The organism is Acinetobacter geminorum, assembly GCF_013009345.1.
In the GTDB taxonomy this organism is placed as follows: domain Bacteria; phylum Pseudomonadota; class Gammaproteobacteria; order Pseudomonadales; family Moraxellaceae; genus Acinetobacter; species Acinetobacter geminorum.
This window is the reverse complement of sequence record NZ_JABELE010000020.1, coordinates 34,070-50,593: the sequence shown is the minus strand read 5'-3', so window position 1 is coordinate 50,593 and position 16,524 is coordinate 34,070. Positions and strand designations below refer to the sequence as shown.

Genomic DNA, 16,524 nt, shown 5'->3' with positions numbered 1-16,524 from the left:
ACCAACTTACCATCAAATTCACTGCTCAAAGCAACTAACTCAATCACAAGTAACTGTTTTTCAACAAGTTTCTATCTACATCACCGCCGATGGATGTGCATTATAGACCATTACATTCCCTTTGCAAGGGGTATTTGAGCCTTTTCCACTTGAGTGCCGTTTTTTTCTACTATTTTGCAAAAAAAGTGATATATGTGGCTTTTTTTTAGGCATTTTCAATACTTTTTATTAATTTTTATATTCATGAAATTGGCCTATCTTACATTTTCTATGTCTTCAATACAGCTTATAGACATATATAGTCCCTTGATTCCTTAGAAACCATAGAGCAAATACTCTATTCCAAGCTATATTTCTTCTTATTTTTAACTTACTTCATTTATTATTAATTATGTTTAGATGGTTCCACGTGGAACGCTTAATTAATTTTGTGACCAAGAAATAAAAAAGCAGGATTACTCCTGCTTTTTTAACTATATAACGTTCTTAGTCAGTGAAAATTACACGTGCAATTGCTTTTTTACCTGATTGAATAATAAAGCTTCCTTTTTCTTTGACAGAGAAGCTTGCATCAACGGCATTCCAGTCAACTTTTACCGCACCACGAGCTACCGCATCTTTTGCCGCAGCTGCATTTGGGTTTAGGCCTGCTACGCGTAAAATCGTAGCAATAAAGATTTCTCCTCCAAACTCACCAAGTGAAATAGTCACTTCTGGTGTGTCTTCAGGTACTTCACCTTCTGTAATACGGTTACCAGCACTCTTATGGGCATTAGCAGCAGCTTCTGCATCATGGAAGCGTTCAACTAGCTCAAGTGCGAGGATGCGTTTTACTTCTTGTGGATTACGACCAGCAGCAATTTCATCTAATAAAGCTTTGATCTCATCAAGAGATTTGAAGCTTAATAAATCAAAATAGCGTTCAATTAAAGAGTCTGGCATTGATAAAACTTTTTGGTACATTGCTCCTGGTGTATCAAATACACCAATATAGTTACCTAAAGATTTAGACATTTTATTTACACCATCTAGACCTTCTAGAATCGGCACAGTGATACACACTTGAGATTCTTGGCCATAACGGCTTTGTAAAGTACGCCCCATAAGTAAGTTAAATGTCTGGTCTGTACCGCCTAACTCAACGTCAGCTTCAAGCGCAATTGAGTCATAACCTTGAACTAAAGGATATAAAAACTCATGAATTGCAATCGGCTGATGATTGCTATAGCGCTTTGTAAAATCATCACGCTCTAACATGCGAGATACAGTTTGCTGGCTTGCTAATTGAATAAGGTCAGCAGCAGACTTTTGATTAAACCATTCTGAGTTAAAACGTACTTTTGTTTTATTCGGGTCTAATATCTTGAATACTTGTTCTTGATAAGTTTTAGCGTTGGCTTCTACTTGTTCACGTGACAACGGCGGACGAGTTGCGCTTTTACCAGTTGGGTCACCAATCATGGCTGTATAGTCACCAATTAAGAAGGTAACTTCATGGCCCAAGTCTTGGAAAGTTTTTAATTTATTAATAAGAACCGTATGTCCTAAATGTAAATCTGGTGCTGTAGGGTCAAAACCAGCTTTAATTTTAAGAGGACGATTCTCTTTAAGCTTTTTCAGTAAATCTTCTTCTGAAATAATTTCGTGCGTGCCTCGTTGGATGAGGGCAAGCTGTTCTTCGGCGGGCAAGAAATTTGACATCACAAAACCTAAACACATCAGTTATTCAATTTGTGCGATATACTAACATTTTTTCAGCGTCTTGCAGGGGAAGTTGCATATGAGCGCAATCTATATCGGCGTAATGACTGGCACTAGTATGGATGGTGTGGATATTGTAGCGGCTTCATTTGAGCCACTACAGCTTCATGCCACTCTTACAGTTCCATTCGAACCCGAGGTACGTGATGAGCTTATGGCATTAACTTTACCTGATGACAATGAAATTGACCGCATGGGTAAAGCTGATGTTGCTCTGGCCCAAATGATCGGCCACGGGATTAATACTCTCATTGAAAAGCACCAATTAGACCGTAGCCAAATTAAAGCAATTGGGTCGCATGGGCAAACCATTCGTCATCGTCCAGAACATGGATTTACGTTACAAATTGGCGATCCCAACATCATTACTGAAATTACTCAGATTCCGGTTGTTTCAGATTTCCGTCGTAGAGATATGGCAGCAGGCGGTCAGGGCGCGCCATTGGTTCCGGCTTTCCATCAAGCATTATTTCAACATCCAAGTATTCATCGTGTAATTTTGAATTTGGGTGGTATTGCTAATGTGAGTATGCTGCCTGCCAATAACAGTGACGGCGTATTTGGTTTTGATACAGGTCCTGCAAATATTTTGATGGATGCGTGGTGCCATCGCCATACAGGTCATCCATATGATGAAAATGGTGATTGGGCTGCCTATGGTCACCCTATTCGCTCTTTACTCGACCGTCTCCATGCACATGAATATTTTTCTAAAGAACCGCCTAAGAGCACAGGACGTGAAGACTTTAATATTGACTGGTTGGATGATCAGTTAATCGATTGGCGAAATGATTTAACTTATGATGAGTTAGAAGATACACCTGAAAACATCCAAGCAACCCTATTAAAACTCACTGTGCGTGCAATTCAAAAAGCAATTTATCGCTCTGAGATGGAAACAGGCGAAGTGTATGTTTGTGGTGGTGGTGCTTATAACTCTTATTTACTAGAGCAATTACGTTGGCGTTTACGTAAACATAATTGGTCTGTTCAACCTACCGATGTGTTAGGACTTTCCCCTACTTGGGTCGAGGCTACAGCATTTGCATGGTTAGCAATGCGCTTTGTAGATGGTTTAAGTGGTAATTTGCCAGCAGTAACAGGTGCTTCGGATTTCAGAATTCTAGGTACGATCACGGCGGTATAAAGCTATTTATCGATTTGATTGGTCAGATTCGACCTCATAGCACATTTACTGACCCGAAATGCTGTTATGTAAATGAGCATAAGAACTCATGATAAATGCCAACAAAAATGATTTAAGGCATGTTTTCATGGATCTGACCAAACGTATTCATCAATACACACGTGGGGTTTGGACATTCGATGTAATTGATTCAGGCCCTATAGATGGTCCACTCGTTGTTTTATTGCATGGTTTTCCAGAAACTGCTCATAGTTGGGAGCAAACCTCTGAATTATTGCATGAGCATCAATTTAGAACACTTGCAATTCATCAACGTGGTTATAGTTTAAATGCTAGGCCTCAAAGCCGATTTCAATATTCATTGAGTGAACTTGTAGAAGATGTGGCAAGTTTCATTGAGCAGCTTGGCCAGCCAGTTTATTTAATTGGGCATGACTGGGGCTCGGCAATCGCTTCGGGCATTGCGATGAAGTATCCACAATATATTCAGCATCTCACTTTAGTTTCTGTGCCCCATCAAGCTGCTTTTTTAAAAGCTTGTTTAAGCAGCAGACAACTTTTTAAATCTTATTATTTTGCAATTTTTCAGCTACCCATTCTGCCCGAACTTTTATTTAAAAAGATACCTAAATTGGGTCGTAAGTTTCTAAAGTCATCAGGTATGACTGAACAGCAAATTGCTATATTCGAGACTGAGTTTATAAAAGAAAATAGATTAACTACGGCGTTGAATTGGTATCGTGGCTTTTTTTGGGACAAACCTCAAAATCCGTTTAAAGCCATAGATGTCCCCACCCTTTTTATTTGGGGTAAACATGATATTGCCGTTACAGAAAAAAGTGCCGAGCTAAACTCACATTATTTTAAAAATAGTTATGAAGCAGTTTTTATGGATGCGTCGCATTGGATTCCATATCAGAATGCACCTGAACTTGTGCAATATTTTTTAGAATCTGTTTGTAAAAGATAATGATCTGATCAATAAAAAAACCTCTCAAAATAGAGAGGTTTTTTAAATTTTAAAATTCTTTTAAATCGAGAATGAAGAACCACAACCACATGTTGTTGTTGCATTCGGGTTTTGTACGATAAAACGTGAACCTTCAAGACCTTCTACATAGTCAACTACTGAGCCAATTAAATATTGATAGCTAAGTGAGTCAACCAGCATTTTTACATCGCCATTTACGAATTCTGCATCATCTTCATTTACGCTTTCAGCAAAATTGAAGCCATACGAAAACCCTGAACACCCGCCTCCTGTTACATATACACGTAACATGAGATCGTCATTCCCTTCACTATCACGGAGTTGGCGTACCTTATTGGCAGCATTATCTGTCAAAACTAGAGCTTGGGCATTCATGATGATTGTTCCTCGGATTTTGCTGTGCCTTTCAAAATAAAAAAGACCCTATATTGAGTATAGCATAATCAATATAGGGTCTGTCTTCGAAGTTTAAAGCGAATCTTGAGTATTTTTATCAAGATTATTTGTAATTCTCATCCTGTAAGCCACATTCGAAGTTTTTAGCATCTTGCTTACAACGGAATTGCCAAAGGAGTTTCATCATACGTTTATCGTATACACCACGTTGTGTAAGGTTAATTCGAGACTCCCGCATAAGCTTTTGGTAGCCTGGCTTATCGGCTGCTGGGACATCCATCCAGTATTTTTGTGGAATATCAGCTTTCATTTTACCCAAGATAGTAAAAGCACGTGGCAGCTGACCCGAAACCCATTCCCTAGATTTCTGGCCAAAACCAGCTGGGAACTTATCAGGACGGATAATAATATTTCCTGTGACCTGTAAGATCGGATAATTCACGATAGCACCTTTTGTTCCTAAACCTTTTTGTAGTTCTAAAGGCTTAAATGCTGCTGCTGGCGCACCAATAATATCAACTTGATGATTATTAAATTTCGCACCAAAATTTGTTACATCAGCACTAACAGCCTGTGCCCCGACCTGCTGAACCATAATTTTTTGTGCTTCATCATAGTCAAGCACAGCGATTTTTTTACCGGCAGCTTTCGCTACTGTATTGATGCTACGGTCATTTACTAAAAGGTAAGCATCACCAACGGGAATAATACCGACGACCTCATAGCGTCCATTAACCATATATTTACTAAAAGTTTGGCTCGCTAAGCCTTGCATGACTTTAACAGCAAGTTTGAGATCTGGAATCGCACCAATTGCATCTAATGAACCAGTAAATGAGTTGAATTGACGCCCGCGCATTCCTGACACGCTAATACCATCACATTTGCCCGCTTTAAAATCTTCAGCAATCACGGCTTCATTCTGGTTTACTTTAAGCTCGATATCAGCTCCCCAGTTTTTAGCGGCAAGTTGATAATCCTTCATCAGCGCATAGACATCGCCATTTTTACCAACGAAGTCAAAAACACATACTGTTTGTTTAGCCTCGGCTGCAAAAGAAACTGTTGTAAGTCCCAGCGCAAGTAATAGCGTTTTGGAAAATTGCATATTCTTTTTCCTTTCCTTGTGGAGTTTTTGTTTTTCGATACCAAGAAATTTCACACCGATAAGGAGTGAATCGGATAGTCTTCATATAAAAATCATGTTGGAATATTTTTATAGACCGTATTTGCTTTTATGATTTTATTTCCATGGAAAATAGATAGCGATTTACCTACCTATTAGCAATTATTTTAATCACTTAAGTCCTTGATCCATTTTTATACCTTCATGTTTCCTTATGAAGTTTTTATCTAAATTTAGCTTAACGTCTTTCTAGTTATCCACAATGGCAGAATTGACAGCATATACAAAACAAAAAGCCTAGAACTAAGTCTAGGCTTTCTGAGAAATATTAAGATTATTCACCAGGCATTGAACATTCAAAGTTAGCCTTGTCTACAGAACAACGTGCTTTTTTCAATACAGACATCATACCTGCATCGTAAACACCGCGTTTAGTTAAGTCCATACGACCATCACGCAACATTTTTTGATATTTAAGTTTGTCTTCTGCACTTAAATTCATTTTGTATTTGCCAGGAATCTGAGCTTCTAAACGGTTGATCATTGCAAAGCTCTTCGGTAACTGTTTAACAAACCAGTCACGAGATTTTTGACCAAAACCAGCTGGGAATTTTTCAGGACGTAATACTAAATCTGCTGTAACGTGTAATACAGGGAAGTTCCACATTACCCCGTTTGCTCCCAAACCTTTATTTAATTCTAATGGTTTGTAAGCGTAAGCAGGTGCGCCTACCATATCTACCTGACCATTGTTAAATTTAGCAGCAAAGTTTGAAATATCAGAAAGAACTGCTTGAGCTCCTACACGTTGCACCATAATTTTTTGTGCATCGTCATAACCCAATACAGCGAATTTTTTACCCGCAGCTTTTTCAACAGAGTTGATGTTTTTGTCACGTACGAAAATAAATGCTGAACCTAGTGGAGAAATACCAGCAACTTCGTATTTTTTACCACCCATATTTGTGGTCATTTTTGCTGCATTACGCGCATCTAATACATAGGTAATTGCACGCTGAGCGATTTGATTGTTTGGAACACCACCGAGTGAGTCGATAGATCCTACGAATTTGTTATATTGGCGTGCACGCATTGCTGTCATTGCTACAGCATCACATTTACCTGCTTTAAAATCATTATCAGCAACAGCCTCGTCCTGACGAGGAACTAAGTTGATTTGGGCACCCCAGCCTTTTGCAGCAAGAGCCCATTCTTCCATCATTTTATATGAGTCGCCTGCTTTTCCTAAGAGGTCGAATACACATACGGTACTCGCTGCTTGCGCTGAAGCAGAAAAACCAACAACAGAAGCGGCAGCCATAGCAAGTACGATTTTTTTCATTTTCTTCATCCTTCCACGGAACAGATTTTTTGTTTGAAGTTTCCTTTCAAACACAGATATTAATCATGTTTTTTAGAAAAAAATAGAGCTTTTACTCAAATATTTTTATCTCATCGAACCATTGTTTGTTCGATTTAAATTATTTATTAGCAGTAAAAATCACTAAGTTTCCGTAAGTTACTTTTTATATTCACAATTTTCATACCCCTATTCAGCTTTGAAATATATGTAGCGTTTTTGTGTTTAAAAAATCACCTACTCACCACTAAGAGTACATTCAAAATTTGTCCGCTCAACTGTACAGCGCGCACGCTTTAGCACACTCATCATTGTTGCATCGTATACACCTTGTTTTGTTAAGCTGAGGCGACCTTCACGTAAAATTTTTTGATATTTAGTTTTGTCTTCTACAGAAAAGTTCATTTTAATTTTTGAGGGTACGCCCATTTCTAGCCGTTTTATCATGGCAAAGTTCTGGGATAATTGTTGTGTAAACCAAGCACGAGACTTTATACCGAAATCTGTGGGGAACTTATCACTTCGGGCAATTAAATCACCCGTAACATTAACCACGGGAAAAGTAAACATTGCTCCTTTCGCTCCAACCCCTTTGCCAATCTCTAAAGGTTTATAAGCATAAGCGGGTGCAGCAATCGCATCGACTTGGCCACTATTAAACTTTTTCACAAAATCGGTAATTTCTGAAGGAATAGGCTTAGCACCAACGCTTTCCACCATAATTTTTTGTGCTGCGTCATATTGCAAAATAGCAAATTTAGTCCCACGTACTTTTTCAATTGAGTTGAGGTTTTTATCTCTCACAAATAAATAAGCCAATCCAATCTGAACAATACCAACGACCTCGTAATTGGTTCCATTTTGTGCAGTAACCATACGATGTTTATTACGCTTATCTAAAACGTAACTGATGGCTTTTTGGGCAATTGCATTACTGGTTACTCCCCCAATAGCATCAATCGAACCTGCAAATTTATTGTAATTTCGCGCTCGCATGGAGGTCATATAGGCGGCATCGCACTTACCTTCACGCAGTCTACGGTCAACTAAGCCTTCATCTTGAAATGGAATTAAAGTGATATCTGCTTGCCATTCTTTCGCTGCAAGCGCCCACTCTTCCATCATTTTATAGGATTCACCTGACTTGCCCAATAAATCAAACACACAGACATTTTGCCCTGCATGCACTGTCCCCACAGCACAGCAAAATGCTGCGCCAATCATCCCCAATCTTTTTTTCATTTGACTTTCCTTAGTCTAGTTTTATTAGCAACTCATTAATCAACCAAATTTCAAACTGTTTTTATTTTAGCCATATTTTTTTAAAAGTATTCTATCTCGTTCAATATTTTGAAAATTTCGGATGAATAGCAAGATTTAGAATGTCTTGATATATGCAATTATTAACGACTGCTCACTAAAATCCGGAAAGTTTTGTTTTCATCGACAGTTCTCTTTAAAATACAGCATCCCTAACTCACCTCGATAAAATAAGATGATTCAATTTGACCAAGTTTCTTTACGCCGCGGTGGACGTGTTCTATTTCAAAAAGCGTCTATGCAATTACACCCAGGTTGGAAGATTGGTCTAACTGGGGTAAATGGTGCAGGTAAATCAACCTTATTTGCTGCATTACTTGGAAGTTTAGGTGCTGATGAAGGTTCACTCACTCGTCCTTCAGGCTGGACCGTGGCGCATATGGCGCAAGAAGTAAAAGCCCTAGATATGCCTGCAATTGATTTTGTTCTTTCAGGTGATGAAGAGTTTTGGGATATTCAAAATAAGCTTGCTCAACCAGATCAACTGAGTGATTTTGAATTGGCTAAATTGCATGGCCGCTTTGATGAAATTCATGGTTATTCAGCACCCTCTAAAGCTGCGCAGCTCATGGCAGGTCTTGGCTTTCTAGAAAATCAATTACGTTTGAATGTTGAGAGCTTCTCAGGTGGATGGCGTATGCGTTTAAATTTAGCGCGTACCCTCATGAGTCGTTCTGATCTACTCTTACTGGATGAGCCAACAAACCACTTAGATTTGGATGCAATTCTGTGGTTAGAAGATTGGCTTAAAGCCTATGAAGGTACACTCATTCTAATTTCGCATGACCGCGACTTTTTAGATGCGATTACAGATCATATTCTTCACATTGAAAATCAGGAACTCACACTTTACACGGGGAACTACTCTACATTTGAAACCACACGTAGTGAGCGTCTTGCCCAGCAACAACAAGCTTTTGAGAAGCAGCAAGAAACACGTGCTCATCTACAAAAGTTTATTGACCGTTTTAAGGCAAAAGCAACTAAAGCTCGTCAGGCACAAAGTCGTATTAAACAACTTGAGCGCATGCAGCAACTTGCACCAGCTCATGTTGATACGCCATTTACTTTTAGTTTCCGTGAACCGACTAAAATGAGTTCACCATTGCTGACTTTAGACAGTGCCAGCATTGGTTACGGCGATAAGCAAATAGCCGAAAAAATTAGATTACAAATTACACCAAACTCACGTATTGGTTTACTGGGTATGAACGGCGCAGGTAAGTCAACACTGATTAAAAGCTTGGTTGGTGATTTACCACTCTTGGCAGGTGAACGTAAAGCTTCCGAACTGCTTAACATTGGTTATTTTGCACAGCACCAGATGGATGCTTTAGATGGCAATGCTAGTCCAATGCTACAGCTTGCCCGTATAGCAGATAAACAAATTAGTGAAGCCACTCTACGTTCATTCTTAGGTAGTTTTGGCTTTAGCGGTGAACGCATGGATACACCATGTGAAAGCTTTTCTGGTGGAGAACGTGCTCGTTTAGCTCTAGCACTGATTGTATGGCAGCGTCCAAATGTTTTAATTCTTGATGAACCGACAAACCATTTAGATCTTGATATGCGTCATGCATTGAGCATGGCATTACAAGATTTTGAAGGTGCCGTTGTTCTGGTTTCCCATGAACGCCAACTTATTGCGAGTGTATGTGATGAGCTTCTTTTGGTACACGGTGGTAAATGTACTGAGTTCGAGGGTGATTTACAGGACTATGCTAAATGGCTACGTGAAGCCCGTCAGCAACAAATCAATGCCCAGACTGCTGTCGCACAGAACAACTCTTCCTCTGCCGCTCCAGCGCCTGCTAAAGTTGATAAAGAAGCACAGCGTAAAGAAGCAGCTCGCCGTCGTGAACAGACTCGACCTATTCGTAAAAATATTGAAAAGATTGAATCACAAATTGAAAAGCTACAACCGCAGCTCGCCAAAATTGAAGAATCCTTAGCAGACACATCTTTATATGAGGCTGCACGTAAGGATGATCTACTCAAACTTATGAATGAGCAGACAGAGCTGAAAGCTAAACTTGAGCAACACGAAGAGCAGCTTTTGGAACTCATGATGGAATTAGAAGAAATGGAAGCTTCTTTTGATTAATCCATTTTCTAAAATAAAAAAGCCGATTTCTTAATCGGCTTTTTTATTCGTTAATAAGGCGTATAAAAAGCCCCTAATTCATTTAAATTGGTATTTATCGGTAACGGCCAAACACTGCTCGATAAGCTGTCTGCAATATATAAATCGTATCCGCCTCGACTCCCGGTTTGTCCTGCAAGAGACACCACCATGTAACGCTGATCTAAAGGAGCTGGATCGGAAGTATCATAATTAATATTGTTAAATGACAAACGTGTGGTTTGTTTATTAGCCATATCATAAATATATATCTGGTCATGAGGATTTGTTGAACTGTACCAGCGTACATATAAGAACCGACTTCCTTGCCACCATACTGGATAATATGAAGCGATATTGGTCAGCTGTGTATCATAAGCACCCGATTGATCAATACTGAAAATTCTAGAATTATTTCCAGCACCTTTCGCATATAAAATTTGGGTGGTATTCACCATCGGATAAGGCATCGATTCTTCTATATCCCAACCATTTTGAGTCACAGAAGTCATCGTCCGATCCGTCATTTTAACGATTTTTAAATCGCCATTTTGTTTAAAAATAATACGCTGGTTATCTATGAATTTAGGATCTTCATCACGCTTATTATTCCCCTGAGTTAAGTTAATAGGTAACTCACCACTTCCGACTTTCCAAACATATACATCCCATGCATCACCATAATGCTGCCCAGAGTTAACTCCCATGAAAGTTAACCATTTTCCATCTGGAGAAAAATGACCATTCATCATATGATCAATTTTCCAATTTGCACCGAGTAATGTGGTCTGCTGTGTTGTGAAGTTATAAAGATAAAGCTTACTGTCCCATGCGTCATAATCACTGTAACGATGAAATACTAATTTTCCATAAAAGGTGGGGGCTATCGCAGCATGCAGTTGAAATAAGCAATTAAAAAATATGATTCCAATACATAAGAGTTTTTGTGTTTTTTTCAAAATTATATTCTCTTGATATAAATGGAAACTACCATCTAAATGATAGTTTAAAAGTTCAGTTCTTATAAAAGAAAAGGCTTTGTCTTAAATTAAACAAAGCCTTTTCTTTAATCATCATAAAAAATTATCTAAATTTTTTATGATTTTCATTTCGTATTTTGACTAAATTGATTGCTTCAGCTTTGGCTTGATCTAATTGTCCTTGCTCAACTAAAACAGTTACTTTATCAATTTCAGCAACAAGCTGATCTAAACTAGCTTGATACTCTTTTACCTTTACATTTTCTGATGGTAATCCTTCGAGCCTATGCGGTAAATACTGCTTAGAAGAAACGGCTGCTTCACGCATTACAACAAGCTGTTGTTTCGCGTTATCAACATCCATCGTTTCAGCAAATGCTTTAGTACTCTTAGCTAAAGTTTTCATATTCGCTTCTAGGTCTGCCGCCGAAACAGCAGAACTTCCTAAAAACACACATGAAATTAATAGGCTAGCTAATAATTTCTGACTCATCATTCTCTCCCTAGACTGATTTAGAATCAAGTTATGAATTAAGCATCAATATCCGCATTTAAAGCATTCTCCTCGATGAATGCACGACGTGGTTCAACATCATCACCCATCAAGCAAGAGAACATACGATCTGCTTCAATCGCATCATCAATTGTCACCTGCAACATATTACGGTTTTCAGGATCCATTGTTGTTTCCCAAAGCTGCTCAGCATTCATCTCGCCAAGACCTTTATAGCGTTGAATCATCATACCGCGACGAGAATCTTGCAAGATATGTTGCCAAACTTGATGGAAGTTAGCTACTTGAATACGGCGGTCACCTTTTTGTAAATAAGCACCTTCTTCAAGTAAAGTGAACCAACTCTTCGAGTTTTTCAGTAAACGTGCATATTCAGCTGAATTCAATAAAGCTGCATCAAGCAAATACGCATGCGGCAAGTTATGTACATACACCGTAATACGTGGCCAATAATGCGCAGATTTTTCACCTTGAGCATTTTCACGTTCAAAGGCCTCTAGTGAGATTTCTGGACGTAAACTTGGCTGTAATCTGGTAATGATATCGCGCACCTGATCAGCCCATTGTTGTACATAAGCTTCATCATGGTTTTGATCACTCTTGAATGCTTCTACTTCAAGTAAAGCATCCAATAAGCTAGCTGGATAGCGTAAAGTTAAGCGCTGTAAGCTCTTTTGTGAAACTTGATAGTCCTGAATCACTTTCGCCAGTGCTTCACCAGTAATTGCAGGTGCTTCAGCATTGGTATGCAAAGATAGCTCATCAATCGCATTTGAGATGAGATAAGTTTCTAACGCATCATTATCTTTGATGTATTGTTCTTGCTTACCTTTCTTCAACTTATACAATGGTGGCTGAGCAATATAAATATGCCCACGCTCAACCAATTCCGGCATTTGACGGAAGAAGAATGTTAACAATAAGGTGCGGATATGCGAACCATCTACGTCGGCATCGGTCATGATAATGATTTTATGATAGCGAAGCTTATCAGGATTATATTCTTCACGCCCAATACCACAGCCAAGTGCAGTGATTAAAGTACCCACTTCCTGACTAGAAATCATTTTGTCAAAACGTGCACGTTCAACGTTCAGAATTTTACCTTTCAACGGTAAAATAGCCTGCATTTTACGATTACGGCCTTGCTTAGCACTACCACCAGCAGAGTCACCCTCGACTAGATATAATTCAGAAAGTGCTGGGTCTTTTTCCTGACAATCTGCCAATTTACCCGGTAAACCAGCAATATCAAGTGCACTCTTACGACGTGTCATTTCACGTGCCTTACGTGCAGCATCACGTGCACGCGCAGCATCAATAATTTTACCGGCAATTGATTTTGCAGCTTGCGGATTTTCAAGTAAGTAAGCAGAGAACTCTTTATTCATTGCTTGCTCAACCGCTGGTTTTACTTCACTCGATACCAGTTTTTCTTTAGTTTGAGATGAGAACTTAGGATCAGGTACTTTTACCGAAATAATCGCGGTTAAACCTTCACGGGCATCATCACCTGTCACATTGACTTTTTCTTTCTTGAGAATATTTTCATTTTCAAGATATTGGTTAAGACCACGTGTTAAAGCCGCACGGAAACCTGCTAAATGAGTACCACCATCCTTTTGAGGAATATTGTTGGTAAAACAACGTACGTTTTCTTGATAACTTTCATTCCACTGCAATGCAACTTCTACACCAATACCGTTTTCTGTATCTGCGGTGAAATGGAAAATCTCGTTTAGATGAGTTTTACCCTCGTTAATGTATTTTACAAACTCAGATAAACCACCCTCGTAGTCATATACATGCTCAAGGTTAATACGTTCATCACGTAAAACAATGCGCACGCCCGCGTTTAAAAATGAAAGCTCTCGTAAACGACGCGCTAGAATTTCAACGTTAAAAATGGTTTGACTAAAAGTTAGTTCACTTGGCCAAAAACGTACAGTTGTACCACTGCTATCCGTTTCACCAATCACACGTAATGGATATTGCGGATCACCGTGATGATATTCTTGTTCGTGCACTTGGCCAGCGCGATTAATAATTAAATGCAATTTACTTGAAAGCGCATTTACAACCGAAACACCTACGCCGTGCAAACCACCTGAAACTTTATAGCTATTGTCATCAAACTTACCGCCTGCGTGCAAGATAGTAAGAATTACTTCCGCTGCAGACACCCCTTCTTCAGGGTGGATATCGGTTGGAATACCACGGCCATTATCAGAAACACTTACCGATTCATCTTCGTGAATCGTGACAATAATTTCGTCACAATGCCCAGCTAAAGCTTCATCGATTGCGTTATCGACAACCTCGAATACCATATGGTGTAAACCAGTACCGTCGTCTGTATCCCCAATATACATCCCCGGACGTTTACGAACTGCATCTAATCCACGTAATACTTTAATACTAGAGGAATCATAAGCCTTTTCATTGGTTTGTTCTGTTTGAGAGGCTGATTGAGACTCTGAACTCATGGTTTCTCCCTAGCAAATATAGGTTTATTCAAAGATGGGTAACATCAAAAAATTATGGTGAAGCAAGACTAACTTGACCGGATTCAACATTGAATAATTGATATGAAATAGACAGATCATGTAAGTGTTTTTTTACCGATGCATGATCTAAAGTTGTCATAAAAACCTGGCTACCAAGTTGGCTTAATCGTTCAATTAAACGTTGTTGTGCGGTTAAGTCTAATTCTGCTGTCAGATCATCTAATAATACCACAGTTTCCTTATTACTCGCATGCAACATTGCAATTTGTGACAGTTTTAAGGCAATAATCAAGAGTTTTTTCTGCCCCCTTGATAAAACAACGTCAGCATGTCCAAACGGGGTTTTTAAGCGCAAATCTGCACGATGTGGACCATATTCGGTATAGCGTCGTTCGATGTCTTTTTGATGTTGATCGAGCAAGTCTTGCATGAGTACCTGCTCTGTATGAAAACCGGGACTATATTCCAGCTCAATCTCTAAATCAGGTAGCAATTGACTTAAATCATTTTGAAAAAAGACATTCCATTGTTCCACAATACTTAACCGCTGAGAGTGTAAAATTTCACCATAATCACTCAACATCTTGTTCCACGGTTCTAAATCCGCTAAAGAAAGATTCCGTCTAGTTTTAAGTAAAGTATTACGTTGTTTCAATGCACGTGAATAATATTGCCATGCAAAATAAAACTCAGGTTCCACGTGGAACATCAACCAATCTAAAAGCTGCCGCCGAGGTTTTGCCCCATGGTCAATAATATCTGTACTTTGTGGATCGATATGCTGCAAAGGAAGTAGTTTAGCGAGTTGCCCTTGTGTAGCCACCGTATCGCCATTGACCTTCATCAACTGCTCACCAGAAGCTAACTTTTGCATCCCAATTTTTTCAGTTGCAGACTGTGCGAAGACAATCGCATCTTCGGCAGAGTACTGAATATAATTTTTAGGTATATGCGTACGGAACGACCGGCCTGTTGCAAGCAAATGGATTGCTTCCAGTATTGAAGTTTTTCCTGAACCGTTAGCGCCATAAAATACATTAAACGGTTGCAACCCTTGGAGTGCAACCGTTTTTAAATTACGCACACGTTCAATATTTAAACGCGTAAGATGCATATGAAATAGCCAGATTATACACGCATCGGCATAACGACATAGGTTTGATCAGGATGTGCCGGATCTTGAACCAATACAGACTGGTTTGCCTCAGTCATGCTCATATTTACATCTTCACCATCAAGCACACCTAAAACATCTAGCAAATATTGCGCATTAAATGACATTTCAAGCGGTATGTTTTGATACTGAATCGCTAAATCTTCAATCGCTTCGTCTTGTTCAGGGTTATTTGCACGTAGCTGTAAAGAATCTTGATTAAAATTCAAGAAAACACCACGTAATTTTTCATTACTCAAAATCGCGACACGTTGTAATGATTGTTTGAACACATCATGGCTAATTAATACATGTTTATCGCCACCACGTGGAATCACACGACGATAATCAGGGAATTTTCCATCAATCAATTTAGTAGTAAAGCGAACAGTGATATCACCCTGCTCTTTATCACGACTTGGCGTATTAATCGTTACATTTAGTAATTCACGGCCAATAAGCAACGTTAATTGTTCATCTTCAATGCTAAGTAAACGCTGTAATTCCCCCACAGCTTTGCGAGGCACAATTGCTTGAACCAATTGAGATGAGGTAGAAGAAGCTGTAATTTCACAAAGTGCTAAACGGTGACCATCTGTTGTTACCGCACGCAATTGATTTTCATCAATTTCTAATAAAGTACCAGTTAAATAGAAACGTACATCTTGTACAGCCATCGCAAAAGCAGTTTTTTCAAATAAACGCTTTAACTCACGTTGAGTGACCTGTACTTGTGTACCCTGACTATTTTCAGTGGTCAATAATGGATAATCTTCTGCTGGTAAAGTACCTAAAACAAAACGACTATTACCAGATTTTAAAATACATCTTTGATCTTCAGTAATTTGTAAGTCGATCAATGCAGCTGTTGGCAATGATTTACAAATTTCCATCAACTTACGAGCAGGAACAGTTGTTTCACCTGCTTCAATGCATGCCCCTTCTGTTAAAACAGTACTGGCAACCAGCTCGACTTCTAAATCAGAACCAGTAATGGTGAGTGCCTGAGCATTAGCCTGAATTTTGACGTTTGAAAGAATATTCAATGTATGACGACGTTCTACCGCACCGACAACATGCGATAAAACATTGAGTAAGCTTTCTTTAGCGATTTTCAAACGCACGATTCATTCCTCTAGCAACTTGG

Annotated in this window: 13 protein-coding genes; 3 read left to right on the top strand and 10 right to left on the bottom strand. The window is 39.0% G+C overall.

Annotation, left to right across the window (positions count from 1 at the left end):
- Positions 1 to 486: 486 nt before the first annotated feature.
- A complete protein-coding gene (gene tyrS / locus HJG58_RS16390; protein ID WP_017481201.1) occupies positions 487 to 1,719 on the bottom strand; it encodes a tyrosine--tRNA ligase in 1,233 nt (410 codons plus the stop codon).
- A gap of 61 nt (positions 1,720 to 1,780) precedes the next feature.
- Between tyrS and HJG58_RS16385 the strand changes: the two genes are divergently transcribed.
- Positions 1,781 to 2,908 (top strand): anhydro-N-acetylmuramic acid kinase, encoded by a 1,128-nt coding sequence (locus HJG58_RS16385; protein ID WP_069036330.1) that lies wholly within the window; start codon positions 1,781 to 1,783, stop codon positions 2,906 to 2,908.
- A 127-nt stretch (positions 2,909 to 3,035) separates the two neighbouring features.
- Positions 3,036 to 3,878, top strand: coding sequence for an alpha/beta fold hydrolase (locus HJG58_RS16380; RefSeq protein ID WP_069036329.1), 843 nt, complete (start codon positions 3,036 to 3,038; stop codon positions 3,876 to 3,878).
- Positions 3,879 to 3,938: 60 nt separating this feature from the next.
- On the opposite strand, the gene erpA is transcribed toward HJG58_RS16380, so the two are convergent.
- The 4 genes from erpA to HJG58_RS16360 all read right to left on the bottom strand — a co-directional run bounded on the left by erpA (position 3,939) and on the right by HJG58_RS16360 (position 8,023).
- Complete coding sequence (erpA, locus tag HJG58_RS16375) at positions 3,939 to 4,274, bottom strand: iron-sulfur cluster insertion protein ErpA (RefSeq protein WP_002115421.1); 336 nt, start codon at positions 4,272 to 4,274, stop codon at positions 3,939 to 3,941.
- Positions 4,275 to 4,398: 124 nt separating this feature from the next.
- Entirely contained in the window at positions 4,399 to 5,403 is a 1,005-nt protein-coding gene (locus HJG58_RS16370) for a putative solute-binding protein (protein ID WP_068615258.1), read from the bottom strand.
- A gap of 352 nt (positions 5,404 to 5,755) precedes the next feature.
- On the bottom strand, positions 5,756 to 6,763 hold the full coding sequence (locus HJG58_RS16365; RefSeq protein WP_069036328.1) for a putative solute-binding protein: 1,008 nt from the start codon (positions 6,761 to 6,763) through the stop codon (positions 5,756 to 5,758).
- A 255-nt stretch (positions 6,764 to 7,018) separates the two neighbouring features.
- Positions 7,019 to 8,023 carry a putative solute-binding protein gene (locus HJG58_RS16360; RefSeq protein ID WP_069036327.1) on the bottom strand — a complete coding sequence of 335 codons (1,005 nt, stop codon included), beginning with the start codon at positions 8,021 to 8,023 and terminating at the stop codon, positions 7,019 to 7,021.
- Between the two features lie 253 nt (positions 8,024 to 8,276).
- Between HJG58_RS16360 and HJG58_RS16355 the strand changes: the two genes are divergently transcribed.
- A complete protein-coding gene (locus HJG58_RS16355; RefSeq protein WP_069036326.1) occupies positions 8,277 to 10,205 on the top strand; it encodes an ATP-binding cassette domain-containing protein in 1,929 nt (642 codons plus the stop codon).
- Between the two features lie 50 nt (positions 10,206 to 10,255).
- Here HJG58_RS16355 and HJG58_RS16350 read toward each other — a convergent pair whose 3' ends face one another.
- From HJG58_RS16350 to dnaN, 5 genes are all read right to left on the bottom strand, one after another.
- A complete protein-coding gene (locus HJG58_RS16350) occupies positions 10,256 to 11,182 on the bottom strand; it encodes a TolB family protein (RefSeq protein WP_069036325.1) in 927 nt (308 codons plus the stop codon).
- Between the two features lie 124 nt (positions 11,183 to 11,306).
- Positions 11,307 to 11,699, bottom strand: coding sequence for a cytochrome b562 (cybC, locus tag HJG58_RS16345; protein ID WP_069036324.1), 393 nt, complete (start codon positions 11,697 to 11,699; stop codon positions 11,307 to 11,309).
- Positions 11,700 to 11,734: 35 nt separating this feature from the next.
- The gene (gene gyrB / locus HJG58_RS16340) at positions 11,735 to 14,203 is read right to left on the bottom strand and encodes a DNA topoisomerase (ATP-hydrolyzing) subunit B (RefSeq protein ID WP_069036323.1); all 2,469 of its coding nucleotides are present in this window, start codon (positions 14,201 to 14,203) and stop codon (positions 11,735 to 11,737) included.
- A 52-nt stretch (positions 14,204 to 14,255) separates the two neighbouring features.
- Entirely contained in the window at positions 14,256 to 15,338 is a 1,083-nt protein-coding gene (gene recF / locus HJG58_RS16335; protein ID WP_069036322.1) for a DNA replication/repair protein RecF, read from the bottom strand.
- 14 nt (positions 15,339 to 15,352) lie between these two features.
- Complete coding sequence (dnaN, locus tag HJG58_RS16330; RefSeq protein ID WP_069036321.1) at positions 15,353 to 16,501, bottom strand: DNA polymerase III subunit beta; 1,149 nt, start codon at positions 16,499 to 16,501, stop codon at positions 15,353 to 15,355.
- Positions 16,502 to 16,524: the final 23 nt, after the last annotated feature.